General features: G+C 65.5%; 18 protein-coding genes. 8 read left to right on the top strand and 10 right to left on the bottom strand.

Annotation, left to right across the window (positions count from 1 at the left end; genetic code table 11):
* Window positions 1-45 precede the first annotated feature (45 nt).
* The 4 genes from IPK69_09885 (at window position 46) to IPK69_09870 (ending at window position 4,274) form a co-directional block, all read left to right on the top strand.
* The gene (locus IPK69_09885) at window positions 46-504 is read left to right on the top strand and encodes a hypothetical protein (protein ID QQS08302.1); all 459 of its coding nucleotides are present in this window, start codon (window positions 46-48) and stop codon (window positions 502-504) included.
* A gap of 131 nt (window positions 505-635) precedes the next feature.
* Window positions 636-1,922, top strand: coding sequence for a hypothetical protein (locus IPK69_09880; GenBank protein QQS08301.1), 1,287 nt, complete (start codon window positions 636-638; stop codon window positions 1,920-1,922).
* A 199-nt stretch (window positions 1,923-2,121) separates the two neighbouring features.
* Window positions 2,122-3,147 (top strand): WD40 repeat domain-containing protein, encoded by a 1,026-nt coding sequence (locus tag IPK69_09875; GenBank protein ID QQS08300.1) that lies wholly within the window; start codon window positions 2,122-2,124, stop codon window positions 3,145-3,147.
* Between the two features lie 323 nt (window positions 3,148-3,470).
* A complete protein-coding gene (locus IPK69_09870) occupies window positions 3,471-4,274 on the top strand; it encodes a DUF1579 domain-containing protein (GenBank protein QQS08299.1) in 804 nt (267 codons plus the stop codon).
* 127 nt (window positions 4,275-4,401) lie between these two features.
* Here IPK69_09870 and IPK69_09865 read toward each other — a convergent pair whose 3' ends face one another.
* Complete coding sequence (locus tag IPK69_09865) at window positions 4,402-5,583, bottom strand: amidohydrolase family protein (GenBank protein ID QQS08298.1); 1,182 nt, start codon at window positions 5,581-5,583, stop codon at window positions 4,402-4,404.
* On the opposite strand from IPK69_09865, the gene IPK69_09860 reads away from it, so the two are divergent.
* The gene (locus IPK69_09860) at window positions 5,582-6,889 is read left to right on the top strand and encodes a glycosyltransferase (GenBank protein QQS08297.1); all 1,308 of its coding nucleotides are present in this window, start codon (window positions 5,582-5,584) and stop codon (window positions 6,887-6,889) included. The two genes, IPK69_09865 and IPK69_09860, sit on opposite strands and share 2 nt — an antisense overlap.
* A 13-nt stretch (window positions 6,890-6,902) precedes the next feature.
* On the opposite strand, the gene IPK69_09855 is transcribed toward IPK69_09860, so the two are convergent.
* A complete protein-coding gene (locus tag IPK69_09855; protein QQS08296.1) occupies window positions 6,903-7,436 on the bottom strand; it encodes a flavin reductase in 534 nt (177 codons plus the stop codon).
* A gap of 257 nt (window positions 7,437-7,693) precedes the next feature.
* Here IPK69_09855 and IPK69_09850 point away from each other — a divergent pair, with 257 nt between their 5' ends.
* Complete coding sequence (locus tag IPK69_09850; GenBank protein QQS08295.1) at window positions 7,694-8,134, top strand: hypothetical protein; 441 nt, start codon at window positions 7,694-7,696, stop codon at window positions 8,132-8,134.
* 596 nt (window positions 8,135-8,730) lie between these two features.
* Here the strand turns inward: IPK69_09850 and IPK69_09845 are convergent.
* Window positions 8,731-9,183, bottom strand: coding sequence for a hypothetical protein (locus IPK69_09845; GenBank protein QQS08294.1), 453 nt, complete (start codon window positions 9,181-9,183; stop codon window positions 8,731-8,733).
* 125 nt (window positions 9,184-9,308) lie between these two features.
* Window positions 9,309-10,757, bottom strand: a complete 1,449-nt coding sequence (locus IPK69_09840; protein QQS08293.1) for a DUF4872 domain-containing protein — start codon at window positions 10,755-10,757, stop codon at window positions 9,309-9,311.
* 367 nt (window positions 10,758-11,124) lie between these two features.
* Here IPK69_09840 and IPK69_09835 point away from each other — a divergent pair, with 367 nt between their 5' ends.
* A complete protein-coding gene (locus IPK69_09835; protein QQS08292.1) occupies window positions 11,125-11,910 on the top strand; it encodes a hypothetical protein in 786 nt (261 codons plus the stop codon).
* A gap of 147 nt (window positions 11,911-12,057) precedes the next feature.
* On the opposite strand, the gene IPK69_09830 is transcribed toward IPK69_09835, so the two are convergent.
* The 6 genes from IPK69_09830 to IPK69_09805 form a co-directional block, all read right to left on the bottom strand.
* Entirely contained in the window at window positions 12,058-12,303 is a 246-nt protein-coding gene (locus tag IPK69_09830) for a hypothetical protein (protein QQS08291.1), read from the bottom strand.
* A gap of 172 nt (window positions 12,304-12,475) precedes the next feature.
* Window positions 12,476-13,132 carry a DnaJ domain-containing protein gene (locus tag IPK69_09825; GenBank protein ID QQS08290.1) on the bottom strand — a complete coding sequence of 219 codons (657 nt, stop codon included), beginning with the start codon at window positions 13,130-13,132 and terminating at the stop codon, window positions 12,476-12,478.
* 136 nt (window positions 13,133-13,268) lie between these two features.
* Window positions 13,269-13,703 (bottom strand): DUF393 domain-containing protein, encoded by a 435-nt coding sequence (locus IPK69_09820; protein QQS08289.1) that lies wholly within the window; start codon window positions 13,701-13,703, stop codon window positions 13,269-13,271.
* 21 nt (window positions 13,704-13,724) lie between these two features.
* Window positions 13,725-15,395, bottom strand: coding sequence for a family 10 glycosylhydrolase (locus IPK69_09815; GenBank protein QQS08288.1), 1,671 nt, complete (start codon window positions 15,393-15,395; stop codon window positions 13,725-13,727).
* Window positions 15,392-16,711, bottom strand: coding sequence for an HlyC/CorC family transporter (locus IPK69_09810; GenBank protein QQS08287.1), 1,320 nt, complete (start codon window positions 16,709-16,711; stop codon window positions 15,392-15,394). Before IPK69_09810 ends, IPK69_09815 begins: the two co-directional genes overlap by 4 nt.
* Before the next feature lie 79 nt (window positions 16,712-16,790).
* On the bottom strand, window positions 16,791-17,417 hold the full coding sequence (locus tag IPK69_09805; protein QQS08286.1) for a DUF4126 domain-containing protein: 627 nt from the start codon (window positions 17,415-17,417) through the stop codon (window positions 16,791-16,793).
* 81 nt (window positions 17,418-17,498) lie between these two features.
* On the opposite strand from IPK69_09805, the gene IPK69_09800 reads away from it, so the two are divergent.
* Window positions 17,499-18,449 (top strand): LysR family transcriptional regulator, encoded by a 951-nt coding sequence (locus IPK69_09800; GenBank protein QQS08285.1) that lies wholly within the window; start codon window positions 17,499-17,501, stop codon window positions 18,447-18,449.
* Window positions 18,450-18,466: the final 17 nt, after the last annotated feature.

The raw sequence follows: 18,466 nt of genomic DNA, 5'->3' as shown, positions 1-18,466 counted from the left end.
CGCGAGAGTCGAGTCCAACCAGGCGTGCTCTACACTCCCCACGCCATGCCCGACACCAGGGATGACCCGTGGATCGGCGTCGCGCCGGTGGTCCGGCGATCGACGGCGCTGTGGCTCGGCTCCGCCGCGTTCTTCATGCTGCTCGCGCTGGCGTGGCTGGTGCTGCGACGCCCGCTGGGCTTGCCGCGAGGCGGGTTCTTTCGAGTCCTGCCCATCACGCTCATTCTCATCCCGTGGGTCGTCTTCCTGCCCTTGTGGCACTGGCGCGTGCGCCGTTTCCGCACAGCCCTCTTCGCGGCGCGGTTCCGCCTGTGCACGCACTGCGGCTACGACCTCTCGGCCCTCCCACCGCCCACGGGCCTCTGCCCCGAGTGCGGGCGGGAATACGACGCCGCGCGGGACGTCGAGCGCTGGACGCGGACCGGCGCCCCATACACCGAGCCGCGCCCCAAAGGCTTCGAGCCGTGGTCGCCGGTTCCGCGCGACACGCCACCCTCCCCATGAGACACACGCCATCGTTCACACGCGTGGGAAGCCCGCCCGCTTTTCCCTCACCAATCGCACACCGTTCCCATGACCGCCATCAATGCGGCCAACGTTTCGTATCCGCATGCGGCTTTCTATGATTTCCCCCTATGAACACAAACTCCTCCCGGCGGATGGCCCTGATCGTGTTCGGAATCGTCGTATTGATCGTGCTGCTCCTTCTTGGGCGCTGCATCTTGCAAAGGCCCGTCCCCACCCCTTCTCCCGCTCCAAAGCCCACTCCATCACTAGAAGGGGTGCCGACACCCTTCACGCCCATTCCCCACACTCCCGACCAATCCGAGCGTCCCGAGTCGCTCGTGCCCGCGACCATCACCGCGCCCGCGAGCGTCGGTGTCGGCGCGACGTTCGAGGTCTCGTGGACCGGCCCCAACAACACAGGGGACTTTGTCACCATCGTCCCTGCCGGCGCGCCCTCCGAGAACTACGCCAGTTACGCCAGCACCTCGGACGGCCCGACGCTTACGATCACGGCTCCAATCGACGCCACAGGAAGCGAACAGGCCACGTCCGGCTATGAGGTTCGCTATGTCACCGGGAAATCCCGCACCGTTCTCGCGCGGGCGCCGATCGTGGTCCTCGCCGCCGCCGCCTCGCTGATTGCGCCCGCCCAGGCCGTGATCGGCTCGGAGATCCAGGTCGCGTGGACTGGCCCAAACAACCAGGGCGACTACATCACCATCGTCGAGAAGGACGCCCCCGACACCGCGTACGTGAACTACACCAACACCTCGGCCGGCTCGCCCCTGCGTGTGCGGGCGCTCTCCGACGCGGGTGAGGTCGAGATTCGCTACGTGAGCGGTCAGGGGCGACGGGTAATGGGCCGCCGTGCGATCACGCTCACCAAGCCAACCGTCACGCTCGACGCCCCGGAGCGAGCGATCGCGGGCTCGACGATCGAGATCACCTGGACCGGCCCGGACAACCAGGGCGATTACCTGACCCTCTGCGAGAAGAGCGCGCCCGATTCCGCCTATACCAATTACACCAACACGAGCGCGGGCTCGCCTCTTCGCTTGCTTACGCCGATGCTCGCCGGCGACGCCGAGATCCGGTACGTGATGGGCCAAGGGCGCACGGTTCTCGCGCGGCGGACGATCTGGCTGGCGGCCGCCGAGGTCACGCTCGCGGCCGTCGACGAGTGCGCCCCGGGCAACGCCGTGGAGATCGCGTGGACCGGCCCGAACTTCGATGGTGATTACATCACGATCGTCCCCAAGGGCGCCGCCAATGGAATGTACCTCTCGTACACGACCACGACTACGGGTTCCCCCGTACGCGTGAACGCGCCGAAGGAGGTTGGCGACGCGGAGATCCGCTACGTCGCCGGCCAGGGCGGGAAGGTGCTGGCCCGTCGCACAATCCGTGTGCGATGAAGGTGGGCCGTGTGCCATCCGTTGGCGGCCTTGAACCAATGAGGGCGGGCGTTGCTGCGGAGGACTGTCTCGCCCCTCTTGCCACCCTTCCCGCCACATCCTGTCGCTTCCGCCACTTCCCATTGGTGGCGCTTTCCTGTAGACTCTTGGGGAGAGACCCGGGGCCAACGCTCCGGACACGAACAAGGAGAGATGGATCATGACCAAGACCAGCACCAAGACCAATTCCAATCGCAGGGTGTCGCCTAGGCGGCACGGACGGATCGACCGCGGCCTCTTCGCCGGGGTGTGTCTGGGACTCGTGGCCCTGCCAGCGGGGTGGGGGGGGGCGCGAGCGGATGTCGGCGACCTCTACGTCACCGAGGAAGGGCCCGGCAACGTCTGGCAGTTCGACGGCCTCTCCGGTGCGCCGCAGGGATTCTTCAACGCCGCACCCATGAGCGGCAACCTCATGGCCATCCACACCGGAGGCACAGTCGGTGATGTGCTCGTCGGGTCGTCCTTTGGCGGCGTCTATCGCCTCGACCGAAACACCGGCAACGTCGTCCAGACCTTCAACGCGAGCGGCGGGTGGCAGTGGGCCGGCGTCTGGAGGCCCAACACCAACACCGTCCTCATCGGCGACATGAACACCGACGACATCCGCGAGTACGACGCCAACACCGGCGCGTTCCTGGGCGTCTTCGCCACCGGCGTCAGCAATCCCGCCGACATGATCTTCGGGCCCGACGGCGATCTCTACGTCTGCTCCTTCACCCCCGGCGCGGGCGTCTATCAGGTCAACGGCCTCACCGGCGCCGTCGTCACCCAGTGGGGGACGGGCGGCGGCGGCATTGGCGGTGGCTTCACCAACGACATCGTCTTCATGGATGACGGCCGCCGCATCGTCACCGCCATGGGCGACAACATGGCCCACGTCTTCGACAGCAGTTGGAACCTCATCACGTCCTTCGCCGGCACCGGGTGGCAACGCATCCACGGCATCACCGTCAGCCCGCACGATGGCCTGATCTATGCCGTCGATGGCCTCACCACCAACGTCCACTCCTTCGACCCCATCACCTATGCCGAGGTCGACGTGAGTTTCGCCTCGACCCACACCAAGCCCGTCGATCTCGAGTTCCGCCCGGCCATCCCCGCCCCCGGCACCTTGGGGCTCCTCGCCGCCGCGGGTCTCGTCGCGGGTCGTCGGAGGCGGAGTCGCGGCATGGGTGCCATGACCTGATCCCTCACCGCCATTGCCCATACCTATAGCCCATTGCTATTGCTTGCCCTCTTTCCAGTACTTCCCCCGGGTGCATTCACGCCGGGTTTCGGGGACAATGCGCGTCAAGTTGGTGAAGCGCCTTAGAGTGGCCTCCCACACTTGGGCGATCGACGGGGCTGGTGCTCCGGTGCCGGGTGGCGGGAGGCGACGCCGACCGCGCGTCGGTCGGGCTGCATATGTTTGCAGTATGGTTGGGCTCGCTCCGCGCCTTGTCGGCGCGACCGCGACCAACCTTGAGGGGGCGGGGGGGGGGGGGACGGGCGCGACACAGGAGAACACGGATGAAGATTGGTCAGAAGCAGGGTTGGATGATGGCGTTGGTGCTGGCGGTCGGAACGGCCGGGAGTCTCTCTCTGGCTCAGGACAAGGTGGCCAAGCCCTCCGGAGAAAGGGGCCTGGATCACAAACACGATCATGGTCAGCCGGAGAAGAAGGATGCCGGCGCGGGCGGCGACCACATGGACGAGATGGCCCAGTGGGCCAACGCCAACAAGCCCAACGAGAACCACGAGGCTCTCTCGCAGTTCGTCGGAACCTGGGCCGCCACCACCAAGTTCTGGATGGATCCCTCCCAGCCCCCGATGGAGTCCAAGGCCACGCTCGTCGCCACCCCGACTATGGGCGGACGCTACGTGACCTGCGCGTACAGCGGCGACTTCGCCGGCCAGCCCTTCCAGGGCGTGGCGACGTGGGCGTACAACAACGCCACCAAGCAGTTCGAGAGCACGTGGATCGACAGCATGTCCACGGGGATCTCCTTCTCCACGGGGCAGTACGACAAGGCCAGCAAGACCTGGACCATGGCGGGCAAGATGCCAGGCCCCGACGGGAACGAGGTCATCACCAAGGAAGTCTCGCAGATCACCTCCAAGGACACCTTCGTCATGAAGATGTACATGGTGATGTCCGACGGGAGCGAACTCCAGAACGCCGAGATCACGTACACGCGCCTCCCAACCGACTCCAAGGGCGCGATGAAGCATGGCGAGACCATGGGCGAGAAGACCCTGGACAAGGCTCGGGAGAAAGCCAACGACGCCAAGGACAAGGGCGAGAAGAAACTCCGCGACACGCTTCCTCGATAAGAGGGCCCCGCTGGGTCACGGTGAGAGAATCGTCGCGGGAGACCGCGAAACAGCATCCATGACGCGGGCCGGCCGATCACGCCGGCCCGTGTGCCTTTGTGGACTCGATCGTGGCCACGGCCTCCCCTCACACGCCGCCGAAGTTCGCCATGAGCGCCTCGGCACTCGCGAAGTACAACGAGTCGAGATCCTCCAGCGGCAGGTCCAGCCCGCGCAGCGTCGGGGCCGACATCGCCGTGAATCGCGTGGGATCCACCATCGCCAGGTCCGGGTCGGCGATCGGGCTTGGGGCGTTGTAGTTCGTCTCGAAGAGCAGGCGCAGCGCGAAGTAGCGGCTCGCGTACAACTCGGCGGCGGCCGTTGGGTTGTCGGCGAGATCGCCCATCGGGTGGGCCGAGGCCGACGACTGCAGGTGCTCGTCGGTCGCGACGACGTCGGACCCAAAGAGCAGTCGCCCGCGGTATTTCGCGAAGAAGGCCCGCGCCGTGTCGAGCGGTTGCCTGGACAACTCGCGGACGATCCACTTCGTCGCCGAGAAGTCGATGACGCAGTTGGCGTGGTCGTCGAGGAGTTCAGAGAGAAAGCCGAGATCCTCCGGGTTGCCCCCGCCGTGGGCGAGGATCCACGGACCGGGGAAACGACGCATCATCCGCCGCAGCGGCTCATAGTGCTCGCGCTTTGTCCCGAACTTCGCGCGGTCGGCGTACTTGGTCTGGAACCACGTGTCGGGGTCGGCGACGTGGACCATCATCATCATGCCCAGGCTCTGGGCGAGTTCGGCGGCCTTGACGCGCCCGGGCGAGTCGAACGCGCCGACGCGCGCGTACTCGGCGGGACCCAGCAGTTCCCGAAGGCGCGGGGCGTTCCAGAACTTGACGATCCTCGCGTCCAGATCATGGCGAAAGGCGCGGATGTCCTCGAGGAACCCGTCACCCATCGCGAGGACTCGATCGCCGGCGCGAAAGTTGGGGAAGGCGATGAAGCGGACGAAGTCGCCGTGCTTCTGTCGGAGCACGCGGGCGGCGTCGAGGCTCGACATGCTGTAGACTCGACGCACGCCGAAGGCCTCGGCCTGCACGCGGAAAATGTCCGGGGACGCCGCACCCATGACGTGCGCATGGATGTCCACGATCCGACCGCGATACCGGTTGGCGCGAGGCAGGTCCCTCGAAGCGGCGTGATAGTCCAGGCCGAACCGATTCGCCGCCGTCGCGGGACTCGATCCCGCGGTCGAGAGAAAGGGAAACGCGGGCGAGGGCGCGTCCTCTCCACCGCTCCCATCGCCGCTCGACGTATTCTGCACGGTCATGTCCTCCATCGTACAACCCGCACGATCACCGGATGCAGCGCCCACCGAGTCGTCGGCACGACCACGCCCCCCACGGATCGCCGTCGCCCACGATTGGCTCGTCGGGCGTCGCGGCGGCGAGGCCGTGCTCGAGGAGATCCTCGGCGTGGTCGAACGGATCGGCGAGTTGGACGCGCTTTACGTCATGTTCGATGATGGACAGAGCCTTTCACCCCGGATTGACGCGGCCCCCAAACAGGTGTCGTGGGTGGGACGCTTGCCGATGGCCTCGGGAACGCTCCGCCGGCATCTCCTGCCTCTCTATCCGAGCGCGGTCGCCTCCCTCTCCCAGGCGCTCGCCCGATCGCACGCGGAAACGCCGATCGATCTCGTCATCTCCACGAGTTCGGCGGCCATCAAGGGGCTGCGAACGCCGCCACGCCACTCGATCACGCCCGACGACGTGACCACTCCGCCCGGCGATTCCATGCGAGTCCCCCACCTCTGCTACATCCACGCTCCGGCCCGATACCTCTGGTCGCGACAAGGCGAATACGCCCGCACGAGCCTCGCCCGACGCCTCGGGCTGGCGCTCTTCGCGCCGTCACTCCGCAGATGGGATGCCCAATCGGCCTCTCACGTCACACGCTTCGTCGCCAACAGCACGGCGACCGCCGCCCAGGTCCGCGAGTTCTACGCCCGCGAGTCGGGCGTCGTGCACCCGCCGGTGGACACGGCCTTCTTCACGCCGCCGCCGGTTGGAGCGAAGCGAGGGAAGCACTGGCTGTTGGTCTCGGCCTTGGAGCCCTATAAGCGCGTGGATCTGGCGATCCGGGCCGCGGTCACGCGAGGGATCGAACTGCGAATCGTCGGTGATGGCAGCGAGCGAGCGAGTCTCGAACGCCTCGCGAGCGGGCGTGTCCGATTCCTCGGGCGAGTCGGCAATGACACGCTGCGCGAGGAGTATCGACTGGCTCGCCTGCTGATCTTCCCGCAGGAAGAAGACTTCGGGATCGTGGCGGGCGAAGCGCTCGCGTGCGGCCTGCCGGTCGTCGCGCGACGCGCGGGCGGCGCGCTCGACCTCGTGGACGATGGCGTGACCGGATCGATGTTCGACTGGGATCCCGCGTGGGACCGACCGGGCGCGGACGTCGAGCCGTCCGTGCGAGCCTTGACCCAGGCGATCGAGTCGTGCCCACCGGCCGATGCCGACGTGGCCGCGAGATGCCGGGCGTCCTCCATGCGCTTCTCTCGTGAGGTCTTCGCGAAAGACATCGAGCGTGAGATCGATCACGTACTGGCGACGTGCGCGGAAGACGCTCGCTGATCGCGGCGCTTCGTTATGACGCCAGCAGGGAGTCGTGATTGCAGTGTTCGTCGAGGGACGCCTTCAGACGCGACGCGCTGGTATCCACGCCGTCATACCGCCGACTCGCGAGCACTCGGCCCACGTACATCGTCATGCCCATGTCCAGGTCGATATGCCGGATTAGTTCGCAATCGATCGCGCCCTGCGCCCGCGTGAGACACGGCGAGCCGGTCGCCAATCGCTCGACGCGGAAGCAATCGAAGGGATCCGCGGACTCGCGCGCCCCCGCGCCGAATCGCTTGAGCAGCAGGCGATCGCCCGCGTGGATCGGGCACAGGGCAAAGGCCCGAGTGTCCCGTATCAGCGGCTCGATCCGATGACCCGCCCGGAGCGCCACCGCGACCGTCGGCGGCTCTGTGGGGATCCAGAGCGCCGATTCGACAATCAGGCCGGTGCGTCGCTGGTCATTGCCCGCGCACAACACAGCCAATGTCGAGGGGAGCAGGTCGAGGGCCGCCTGATGCGGTGAGCCCTCCGACGTTGGTGCAAGATTCGCGGCCTCCATGGCGCGCCTCCAGATCGGCCGCCGGCGGATCAGCAGCCTCTTCGAGTCTACGTCGAAACAGGGTTTCGGTGGTTATGGGCGGGTGAATTTGTATTTTGATAGGTATTAGTTCGGAACAATTCCGTACACATATACAGGACTATCAACAATCCATGCACAATTCATGCCGAGAGGCAAATTGAGTTGCTTTGAGGCAGATTTCGGCTATATTTCCCACAACCTGATTGCGGCGGAGCCGTGACGGAGGAATCCGAACCGTGCTCTTTACCGGAAGTGCCGAGGTCTCGATCGATGCGAAGCAACGCCTGGCGATGCCGGCGAAGTTCCGCGACCGTTCGAAGGCCGAGGGCGAGAGAGATATCTGGTATTGCGTGCATCGAGACGATCGGCTCCTCCAACTCTACCCCGAATCAAAGTTTCTCGAGTTGTCTTCGAAGTTGGACGAGTCGCTGTTTCCGCAGGCAGACCAGTCGAGGATGGAATCGGACTTCTTCGGGAGCGTCGAGAGGATCGAATCGGACACGGCCGGCCGCATCACGATTCCCAGGAACCTTCTGGAAGACTCGGGCCTGGGAATGGACGTCGTGGTGATCGGCGCGAAGCACAAACTCGAGATACGGGACCGAGCAGCATGGAACGCTGGAAAACCGGAACGGATCGAGGCACTGAGGAAGATCACGGACGCTCGCTCGCCATAACCGCACGGACGCGCTTCGGGCGGTCGAGCGGGATGTGGAGCCGGCGTCGTGGCTGGCTCACGCATCGTGAGATTGTGATGCTCGAAGTTGCATTGCATGAGATCGATTCGCCGATGGATGGTGCGGAACGAGACGTGGAGAGTTGAGAGAGAGCGGACGGGAAAGTTGAGAGATCACTGCACGGGGCTCGGAAGGGCGCCGGCAGGGTTTGGCGGTCGGAGGATCGCCGACAATCAGAATGAGTGAGTAGGCCTCGGGCTCGTTTGCACGGATCGCTTCCTTTCAACCGAGCCCGCTCCCCTCGCGGCGGATGGGTCCAGGGACGGATCCGGCCGCCGGCGCTATCCCCTTCTCGGCTACCACCGGTCGGGCTGGCGCGGAGACCGGACGAAAGCCCCGAGCGTCACACTCTCCACGGTTCGTCCGTCCAACGACGGGCGAACCACTTACCACCACCCGGCGGCGGGGCACACCACCAAGCCACTCGCCCCGTCGCCACACCGCGCCCGACCCGAAGGTCGGGCGTTGTGTTTTTGATCGCTCAAAGGCGGGCATGCGCTCCGCACGCCGTGCGACGATGTTCGAACTCTGTGTTCTCAGTTGCGAATGCGCTCCCGAATTGCCAGCCGCCCGCCCAGCAGCACGCCCAATGCCCCCACGATTGGATTCCCGAACGCCAGCCACGTCGGCTCCTTCGAGTGCGCGACGGCCTCCAGGATTGGCATCTCGGCGACCTCCGGCCCCGGCTCGGGCTTTCGCTCGTTGCCAATCGCGCTGAAGATCCCAAAGACGAGCACGATCGCCGCGAAGAACATGACGGGCATCCACGAGCGAGCAACCTTCGCGCACACGAACCCGCCCAGCATCGTGCAAGCAAGCCCCACGACCATGATCCCGAGGCTGAACCAGACGGGCGCTCGCGCCTGATCCTCCGGCATGAGCACCTCACGACCGAACGCGAACGCCGAAACCGCAAACACGCCCATCGTCGGAATCGCCATCGACACAAACCCGGCAAGAATGGCGAGCACGGAACGAACGAACTTCATGACATACTCCTTTGAACTGCGGCACGCCCGATGCCGACATGCCCTGCAGTGACTTGAACAGTGAGATCAGACAACACTCGATCGCGCGACGGCGCGACGAGAACAGAAATAGACCTGAATCTGAACTACGCCTTGGCCTTGCGAGTTGCGGCCTTGGAAGACTTGGCTTTCAGAGTTTTCGCCGCCGTGATCTTGCCCGACACGCGAGCCGGTGACGCCGATCCCTCCGCGTGCGGGAAGGCCATCGCTAACTTCTCCGACGCCTCGCGCTCGATCGACTCGATCTCCGCGACGTGCCTGGCGATCCGCTCATAGATCGCCAGAGCCTCATCCTTCTTCAGTGTGCACTGCTTCGCGAGCGTGGTCCGCTGCTCGGCGATCCCCACCAACTCGCCGCGCCTGGGGCAATCAGCCTCGTCGAAGATCTCGCGTGCCGAGTCGCCCAACTCGCACCCCTGCTCCACGGCCTTGTCGCCACACGTGGCGATCGCCGTCGTGATCGCCCCCCACTGCTCGCCCGACTTTCGATACGCCTTGGCGAGCGATTTCAGCGACACGCCATGGTGCGAATCACCCAGCGTGGCCGAGGCCTCGTCGAGGAAATCGGCGAAGATCGGTCGCCCCGCCGCGGGTGCTGTGAACTCGTGCTCGATGCCGTCGTAGGTCCGCCGGAGAGCGAGATACGCGAGCGCGCCCTCGGGGAAGACGTTGGGCCAGGACTTTTTGTCCTTGGGATCGGTGAGCAATCCTCGCCATTTTTCAAACCCGGCGAGCCCCATGTTGCTCGCGAAGCCCTTGTACGGCGCGTTTCGGTAGCGATGAGCCGTGTCGGCGAGCGCGCGAGCGATCGGGCCGCGAAGATCGATAGCCTGAGCCGGCTCATCGATCGTGATGAGCCGGTTCTTCCCTTTCTTGTATGCTGCCCGCGCCCGCGCAAATCGCTCCATCGACATCCGCCTCGACTCCACGCCGCCGTCGTCGATCAAAACGTCATCGCCCGTCGCCCCTGCCACGCCCACGATCGTCGGGGCCATCCCCTCCATCGCACTCGCGGGGAGCGTGCCCTTGTCCGCCAACACGACGGCATCCACGACACAAAGCGCCGGTTTCTTCGCCGTGATCGCCGCATCGAGTGCCTTCCGGGCCGTCGCCGCGCTCGTCGTCTCGCTCACGCTGGTCTTCACGCCCAACCGCCCGAACCCTCCCGCGATGAAGACGTCGGGCATGGTGTCATATCGACCCATGATCGAGAGGATCGGCGGGAAGCCCTTGTACTCGAAGACGGCATAGAGGAATCCCACGCCGCCGCACAGCCCGGCGACCATCGCCTCGCTCAGCGGCTTCTTCGTGTTCGCATCGATGAGGCCGCACGCCGCGAGGACGTTGCGCATCGCCCCGGTGTCGCGGCAGATCCCGCCGAAGGACGTGTACTCCGGAATCAATCCGGCGATGGTTGGCTTGGTGGCCCTGCCGGCGGAAGACTGCAAGAGAACAGCCCGGGCGGCGGTGTATCGCTCGCCGGTCTTCTTCATCCGGTCGCGGACGGCTGATTTGAAATCGTGCTGTGTGGTCACGAGGAGTCTCCAGATCAAGGCGCGACATGCCCCGCCCGCCCGCGGTGATGTCTGCCTGGATGTGGAGTCACGGCCACCTTGATCCGGAAGGGACAAGCCCTCCTTTGCTCCTGCCAAGCGACCCAGGGCGGCGGGCCGAGAGGAGTTGGGCGACGGATCAGTCGCCGGGTAAATCTAATGCCCGCAAGGACTATCGAATCAAGAGGGCACTCTCAACCAGAACCAATGTCCTCGGGCGATGGATCGTTCAAAGACCGGAAAACCTCGCCTTTGGACGTTCCCAAAGATGTTGGTCCTGTGGTAGGATGGGGCCTCGTTGGTGGAGTCTGGTGGACGGCTATGAGCCAGTTCTCTTTGGGAGTGTGCCATGCCTGACGCGTACAACGCGCCGGAGAAGGTGTGCCAGATCTGCGGGCAGGACTGCTCGCACAAGCCCCGCGCCAAGGACGCGAACGGGCGGTACGTCTGCAAGGAGTGCATGGAGCGCGCGAAGGACGCCAAGTCGGCCCGCGAGGCCCCGCCACCCGTCCCCGCGGCGAAGAGACTCGAACTCCCCGAAGAGGCCAACTCCTACGTCCTCGACATCCCAGAGAAGCCGCTCGAGAAGGGCATGGTCCCCTGTGCGTCCTGCGGCAAGCCGAAACGCGAGGACGCGGTGCTCTGCGTGCAGTGCGGCTTCGACAGCCGAAAGAACGAACGCCGGCATGTGAAGGTGCTCAAGCCGGAGGTGCTCAAGGGTGCGAAGCAACGCAAGCAATCAGCATACATCGGCCCAGAGATCGGCGCACTGGTCCTCGGTATCAGCCTGATGGGTCTGATGGTGGCCGGGTTTCTCCTCGAAGACTTTCGAGGGATCTTCGTCATCGGCTTCATGATCCACTCACTCTTCTACCTCGCATGTGCGATCGTGACACCGATACGCGAGGGTGAGGCCGCATGGGCGCTCCTACCGATCGTGGCAACCGTCTTCGTGGTCTTCCGCGCGGCAAAGGGTGGATTCTTTGGTATTGGAGCCGGACTCTCAACGCTGTACTACGCGTTTGTGATCTCCGACAGTATGACGCTCCGACTCACAACCGGATTCCAGTTTGCGGCTTCAATCGGACTTCGTGTCATGATCTACAAGGCCATGTTCGAAGATGGATACTTCTAGAACCGCATCATTCAAACCCCATATATTCATCATCATAATCAAATTACCATAAAGCACAGGCGGGGTCGCCCCCGCCGTGTGCCACAAGGAGTTTGGTTGTTCTCGATGTCTCTCGCGTGCGTCACGCGAAGAGACATGCCGCCGCGGTTAGCCGCTCGTTGACACCTTCAGGACGCCCATCCGCACGAGGAACTCGGCGGCCTGCTCGATCTCAAACCGCGTGAAGTCTTTCAGGTTGTCGGGCTGGATCGAAGAGCCCAGCAGTTCCGTCGGATAGGGACACGGCTTCCCGGTGTGCTCCTCGACGTCGCGGATGGCGAGGAGAATCGCCTCCGTGGCCTCGAAGAGGCGTGCGGGATCCAGAGAGTCGCGTGGCGGTCGTGAGCCTTTCATCGTGCTTCCTCCCCGGGCAACACTGCCCGTCCCAACCGTGTCCAACGTGCGAGCCTTCCGTAAGACACATGCGGATTCGCTCGATTGGATTCATCGGATCCAGGAAGGTTCCGTTGCACACCCAAGAATCCTCAGAACGCGGCAAGTTGGGGTGTTGTCCCTACCCAACTGCTTAGGAGGCCTGCCGATTCGGCAGACGACCCAGCATCGCGTCGTATCGCGCGCGCAACTCCGCGTCTTTCAGAACCTGGTACGCTTTGCTGATCTGGGCGAACTTTTCCGCCGCACCCTCTTCCTTGTTCTGGTCGGGGTGCCACTGTCGAGCGAGTTTGCGATAGGCGCCGGCCACCTGCTCCGGAGTCGCCTCGGGCGCAATCCCCAGGAACTCGTACAGGTCCTCAACATCCATCGTGATCTGTGGCGGCGGCGGCTCGGGCGCGGCCTGGGCCTGCTCGGCGGGCTTGGGCTTGGCCTTCTTTGTCTCCTCGGAGACAAAGCCGTTCTTCGCGAACTCTTCGACGGCATCGAGCAGCGAGGGCTTGAGGTCCACCCACTTGATCCCGACCTGGTGCGACTTCCACCCCATGCGCTTCACCCACTGCACCTTGCCACGGAGGCTGATGCGCTGGGTGGCCGAGGCGACGGAGACGTCGATCATCTGGCCCTTGGTGACGGCGGGCTTGGAGGACTGCACCTCGACGCGCGCGCCACCACGCGACATGTCGAGGATCGTGCCCAGTCGACACGACAGCCCCGAGGTGTGGAACCGCTCGGAGTCACGCGGGTACTTGGGCCCGCCGGTGTTGGTGCTGGAGAAAGGCCACGCCATATCGACAATGTCGGTAAAGACCCGTTGAAGGTCCACTTGGATGTCAGGAGTTGCCGCTGGAGCCGGGCTTGCGAGCCAGCACGCCCGCACAGGCCTTCCCACTTTGCCGGGTGTTTCGGGTGGACGCGTCCGAGAATCAGGCCGAGTCACGTCCTCTATACATCGCCGAAGGTGGTGGCGGCATGGGGCAGGCGCTCGCGAAGAAGAGCCGCGAGATCCGCCTGCGATGGCGGGCGAAGAGGCGATAGAGCGCATCGAAGATCGGGCGGAGGATCGGCCAACCGGTGGGCGCCAAGAGCCAGCCGCGACCAATGAGCGCGTACGCGCGCCGAAAGACCTCAAGACCTTCGATCACCCGGCCATCGTCGAGTTTGGCGTGGATTCGAGTGTGGACATCGTGGGCCGAGCGCCCGAGAGAGGCGGGATCAAAGTCTGGGCGGTTGATGTCGTCGAAGGCGATGTACCCTCGGCCTTGATCGAGCCGCACCATGAGGTTGGCCTCACGCGAGCACATGCCGCACGCGCCGTCGATGTACAGCGTCATTCGAGGTTGGGGGGCAGCGGATGGCATCGCTGGATTATTCGGCGAGATTCATGGGGCAGATGCGGGCGAAACCTGAGACCGCCCGTTGGATCTTGGCGGCACATCCACCACGGCGGGCGACCCGAGCACACCGGCGGGCCCGACCTGGATCACGGCGAGCCGCGTCGGCGGCGTCGCGGGGGCGGGCCGCGTGCCCGACGCCCCCGCCACGAGCGGAAAGAGGTCGTAGTCCGACGCGAACGAGACCGTCGGCGGCTTGATCGAGAGTTCCCACTGCCCGTTCCGCTCGACGAGCACCACCCATCGGCGCACGGGCGTCGTGTCACCAGGCGCCCAGGAGATCAGTGGCGAGGCGCCGGTGAGTTTGACGGTCAGCCTCGGCTCCACCGGCGGCCGCGCAAGCCACGTCGCCTGGGGTGCGAGCGCGGGTTTTGCGTAGTGCCCGGCTCGCAACTTTGTCGCGAGCGAGTCGCGATCTTCCACGAGCGCGATCGCGCTGTAGAGGATGTTCCCCGCGGCATTCTGGCGCCGGGTCTCGGCGACCTGATTCAGGATCTCGTCGGTACGCCATGAGCCCGAGGTGCCGACGGGGGCGACCCGGCTGGCGTTGTTGCCCACGAACACGTGGCGCCCCTTGGAGTTCTCGCCGATCCACCACGAGAGCAGCGGCGCGTAGGGCTGCTTGGGGGCGTCGAGCGTCCAGTAGAGTTGCGGGGCGAGATAGTCCACCCAACCTTCATTGAGCCAGAGTTTCGGATCGGCGAAGATCCTCGCGGTCTGGTCCATCCCTTCGACGCCCTTGGGGTGCCCGGGCTTCCAGATGCCGAAGGGGCTGATGCCGACGCGCACGCCCGGCTTGGCGGCATGGACGCGCTCGGCGAGCGTCTGGACAAAGGTGTTGATGTTGTTCCGTCGCCACTCGTCACGCGCGAGCGTGCCGCCGGACTTTCGATATGTTGCGTAACTCGCCTCATCGGGGAACTCGAGTTTGTCGATCGGGTACGGATAGAAGTAGTCGTCCATGTGGACGGCATCGATGTCGTATCGATTCACGACGTCGAGGACGACGTCGAGCGTGTGCAGGCGTGCCGCGGGGTCGCCCGGGTCGAGCCACTGGTAGGTGTTGTCCGGGCGTGTGCCATAGGTCTTGACGAGGCGCGGATGCACGTTGCTCACGTGCGATGCGGCGTTGGGGCTGGTGGCCTTGAAGTGGCGGGCGCGGAAGGGATTGAACCACGCATGGAGTTCGATGCCCCGCGCGTGGCAGGCGGCGATCCACTCGGCGAGCGGGTCGGAGCGGTCGTCGCGCGGAACACCCTGCGTGCCGCTGAGATACTCCGACCACGGTTCGAGCGCGGAGGGATAGATCGCGTCGCACGAGGGACGAACTTGCAGGACGATCGCGTTGAGGTTGAGCGATTCCGCGACACCGATGATCCGCATCATCTCCTGTCGCTGCTCGCGCGCGGGGAGGCCCTTCCTGCTGGGCCAGTCGATGTTGTCCACGGTCGCGACCCACAGGCCGCGGAACTCGAAGAGGGACCTGGGAATCTCGGGGACCGGCCGGGCGACGGCCTCGGTCGTCCGCGCGAGCGGCGGCAGATCGGGCGATGGAATCGTCGCTTTCGACATCGCACGCCACACCCCCACGCCTAGGGCCAGCACGCACACGATCACGACCACCAGCGCGGCCGCCGCTTCCTTGGAGAGACGAGTCATTCGGTCCGCTCCTGATCATCCGTGGGCTTGAGCGCCGTCACGAGCAACTTGTCGATCCGCCGACGGTCCATGTCCACGACCTCGAACCGATGCCCGAAGCGGTCCACGCTGTCGCCCGTGCGAGGAACGCGCCCCAGGAGCGCCACGACAAACCCGGCGGCGGTCGAGATGTCGTCGAAGTCATGGTCCTCGCCCGGATCGATGTCAAAATAATGGAAGAGGTCCTGCAAGGGGAGCAGGCCATCGACGAGCACCGTGCCATCGGCGCGGGGCGTGATCTGGGCCGGGTCGTCGTCATCGGCCGTGACGACGCTTCCAATGATGCGCTCGACGATGTCGTTGAGCGTGACGAGACCCTCGACGCCGCCGAACTCGTCCACGACGAAGGCGATGTGGCGCCTCGTCTCGGCGAAGCGATCGAGGAGCGTGAGCGCGGGCATGGCCTCGGGAACGAAGAGGGGCGCCTGGGCGATCTCGGTGAGGTTGACGTCCTCGCCGGCGATCATGCCGTGCTTCACAAGGTCCTTGACGTGCACAACACCGACGAGCTTATCGAGCGAGCCCTGGCAGACGGGAAAGTGCGAGTGCGGGCTCGTGGCGACGGCGATCTTCACTTGGTTCTTGCTGGCCTGCGCGTCGATGAAGTGGACGTCTGCCCGCGGCACCATCAGCGACTTCACGCGGAGATCGCCCAAACGAAAGACGCGGTCGAGGAGTTCGTGCTCCTGGGCATGGATGACGCCCGTGCGGGTGCCGGCCTTGAGCAGGGCGCGGAGTTCGTCCTCGGAGAGGTCGTCGCGTCCGCCTGTCTCTTTCAGCCCGAAAAGGCGCAGGATGACCGAGGTTGAGCCGCTGAGAAGCAAGACCACAGGCGAGCCAACCTTGGCGACAAGCCAGAGGGGGCGTGCCGTGAAGGAGGCGATGCGCTCGGGGAACGCGATCGCGAGGCGCTTGGGGATGAGTTCGCCCACGACGATCGACACCACGGTGATCGACACCACGACGATCGCGAGCGCGATCGGATGGGCGTACCTCTCTAGAACCGCAACGGTCTTGAGGCGAGCCTCCAGATCACCGGCGATCGAGGCCTCGCCGAACGCGCCGAGAAGGATCGCGATGAGCGTGATGCCGACCTGCACCGTGGAGAGGAATCGAGTCGGGTCCTCGGCGAGCGCCAGGGCCTTGGCGGCGCCCCTCGATCCCTTCTCGGCGGCCTGGGAGAGGCGAATCTTGCGCGACGACAGGACCGCCAACTCCGCCGCGACGAGCACGGCGTTGAAGAGGATCAGAGCCAGGATGACGAGGATCGTGCCCATGGGGGTGCAGTGACTTCGGCTAGGTGACGCCGAAGCCTACACCGATGGTGGGCGGATCCCGGGAGGGGGCGGGCCAAACTCACATGGGCACGAGAATCGCCGCCAGCCGGGCTTGCTTGGCCTTGCGGACCCGCCGCGTGATGAACCACGCGAGGACCAGTAGGAGCAGGACGCCGATCGCGATCGGCACGACCACCGCCAGAACCGCGAGCACGGCGGAGAGTGCGTTCTCAAGAGTCGAAACGATCGGGTTCGCAAGCCCCCCGGTGGAGATCGTCGAGACGGACCTCGTGGCGACGGTCGTCCCCTGGATCGTGCCCGCGACCGCACCGCCCGCGATCAGCGCGGTGGCCCACCCCGCGAACTGGGTGAGCGGCGTGGAGTCGGCGACCAGCCCGGTCACCTGCGACGCGGCGAGGACGGCCCCGGCGACGGCGGCGGCGGGCGTCGCCACGGCGTCGAGCGCGTGGTCCACCCAGGGGATGTAGTACGCCCCCACCTCCAGGACGCACGCCACGGCGAGCGCGATCAGCGCCGGCCACGACGAAAGCCAGGCGAACGAATCGCCGACGTGGATCAACCCGAGTTTCGCCCCCAGGCCCGCCAGGGCGAGGGGGACAAAGACCCGAAAGCCACAGGCGGCTGCCAGGCCAAGTCCGACACAGATTGCGACGATCGAGGCGGTGAGTTCGTGGAGACCGGGCATGGGCGCAACACCTCTACCATCTTCTTGGGAGCGGGATCTGTCTCGTTTCGACTTTGTGGCCCGTCCTGATAACCTCCGGTCGTGGAACTCACGCCACTTCGCTATTTTCGAGAGATCGCCCGCGCCCGCCACCTGACGCGGGCGGCCCAATCCCTCGGCGTGACACAGCCGGCGCTCTCGGCGGTCGTCAAGAAACTCGAGAAGGAGGTCGGGACGCCGCTCCTCGATCGCACGGGGCGCGGCGTGGAACTCACCGAGGCGGGACGGATCTTTCTCGCGCACGCCGAGGAATCGCTCGCGGCGGCGGAGCGCGGCGTGGGTGCCGTCCGACAACTGCTCGGGCTGGAGCGAGGCTCGATCCGCGTGGGCGGCGGGGCGACCGCGACGACATGCCTCCTGCCCCCCGTCGTGTCGTACTTCCGTAAGGCGCACCCGGGCGTGCGGTTCTATGTGCGAGAGGCCGGATCATCAGCGGTGGCGGCGGCGGTGCTCTCGGGCGAACTCGACCTGGGCATCGTCACACTCCCCATCGAGGTCGCAGGGGCGGCGTCGCTCGTCCGCGTGCCACTCGTCGAGGACGAGTTACGACTCGTCGGGCTGCGGCGAGATGATTCCAAAGGCGCATCATCCAAGGGCGCCAAGCCGAGCGACAGCGAAAGGACGTTTCGCTGGCGCGACGTGCAGGACGAACCGTTTGTCGCGTTTGAGGCCGGGACCGCCGTGCGCGATCTCGTCGATCGCTCGGCCCGTCGCGCGGGGGTCACGCTCAACGTCGTCATGGAACTCCGCTCGATCGAGAGCATCCAGAGCATGGTGAAGGCGGGCATCGGCGTGGGGTTGGTGAGCCGATTTTCGCTGGCCGGTGAGACGGGCTTTGGAGAGGGGCTGGCCTGTCGGGATGGTCGATTGACGAGAACACTGGCGATCATCCGGCGTCGCGACCGCGAGCCCGGGGCCGCCGCGGGCGCCTTCGAGCGGGCGCTCCTCGATCGGTTCCGTCCAGAGGCCGCTCGCCGGCGAAAGAATAAATAGTTTTTATACATGGTCGT

Source organism: Phycisphaerales bacterium, from assembly GCA_016699835.1.
Lineage (GTDB): Bacteria > Planctomycetota > Phycisphaerae > Phycisphaerales > UBA1924.
Note: the sequence above shows the minus strand (reverse complement) of the source record. Positions and strands in the feature narration are given on the sequence as shown.

Excerpts from the sequence above, each read along its gene's own strand:
- IPK69_09885 (QQS08302.1), top strand. The coding sequence starts at position 46 with ATGCCCGACACCAGGGATGACCCGTGGATCGGCGTCGCGCCGGTGGTC.
- IPK69_09880 (QQS08301.1), top strand. The coding sequence starts at position 636 with ATGAACACAAACTCCTCCCGGCGGATGGCCCTGATCGTGTTCGGAATC.
- IPK69_09875 (QQS08300.1), top strand. The coding sequence starts at position 2,122 with ATGACCAAGACCAGCACCAAGACCAATTCCAATCGCAGGGTGTCGCCT.
- IPK69_09870 (QQS08299.1), top strand. The coding sequence starts at position 3,471 with ATGAAGATTGGTCAGAAGCAGGGTTGGATGATGGCGTTGGTGCTGGCG.
- IPK69_09860 (QQS08297.1), top strand. The coding sequence starts at position 5,582 with ATGTCCTCCATCGTACAACCCGCACGATCACCGGATGCAGCGCCCACC.
- IPK69_09865 (QQS08298.1), bottom strand. The coding sequence starts at position 5,583 with ATGACCGTGCAGAATACGTCGAGCGGCGATGGGAGCGGTGGAGAGGAC.
- IPK69_09855 (QQS08296.1), bottom strand. The coding sequence starts at position 7,436 with ATGGAGGCCGCGAATCTTGCACCAACGTCGGAGGGCTCACCGCATCAG.
- IPK69_09845 (QQS08294.1), bottom strand. The coding sequence starts at position 9,183 with ATGAAGTTCGTTCGTTCCGTGCTCGCCATTCTTGCCGGGTTTGTGTCG.
- IPK69_09835 (QQS08292.1), top strand. The coding sequence starts at position 11,125 with ATGCCTGACGCGTACAACGCGCCGGAGAAGGTGTGCCAGATCTGCGGG.
- IPK69_09830 (QQS08291.1), bottom strand. The coding sequence starts at position 12,303 with ATGAAAGGCTCACGACCGCCACGCGACTCTCTGGATCCCGCACGCCTC.
- IPK69_09825 (QQS08290.1), bottom strand. The coding sequence starts at position 13,132 with ATGGCGTGGCCTTTCTCCAGCACCAACACCGGCGGGCCCAAGTACCCG.
- IPK69_09820 (QQS08289.1), bottom strand. The coding sequence starts at position 13,703 with ATGCCATCCGCTGCCCCCCAACCTCGAATGACGCTGTACATCGACGGC.
- IPK69_09815 (QQS08288.1), bottom strand. The coding sequence starts at position 15,395 with ATGACTCGTCTCTCCAAGGAAGCGGCGGCCGCGCTGGTGGTCGTGATC.
- IPK69_09810 (QQS08287.1), bottom strand. The coding sequence starts at position 16,711 with ATGGGCACGATCCTCGTCATCCTGGCTCTGATCCTCTTCAACGCCGTG.
- IPK69_09805 (QQS08286.1), bottom strand. The coding sequence starts at position 17,417 with ATGCCCGGTCTCCACGAACTCACCGCCTCGATCGTCGCAATCTGTGTC.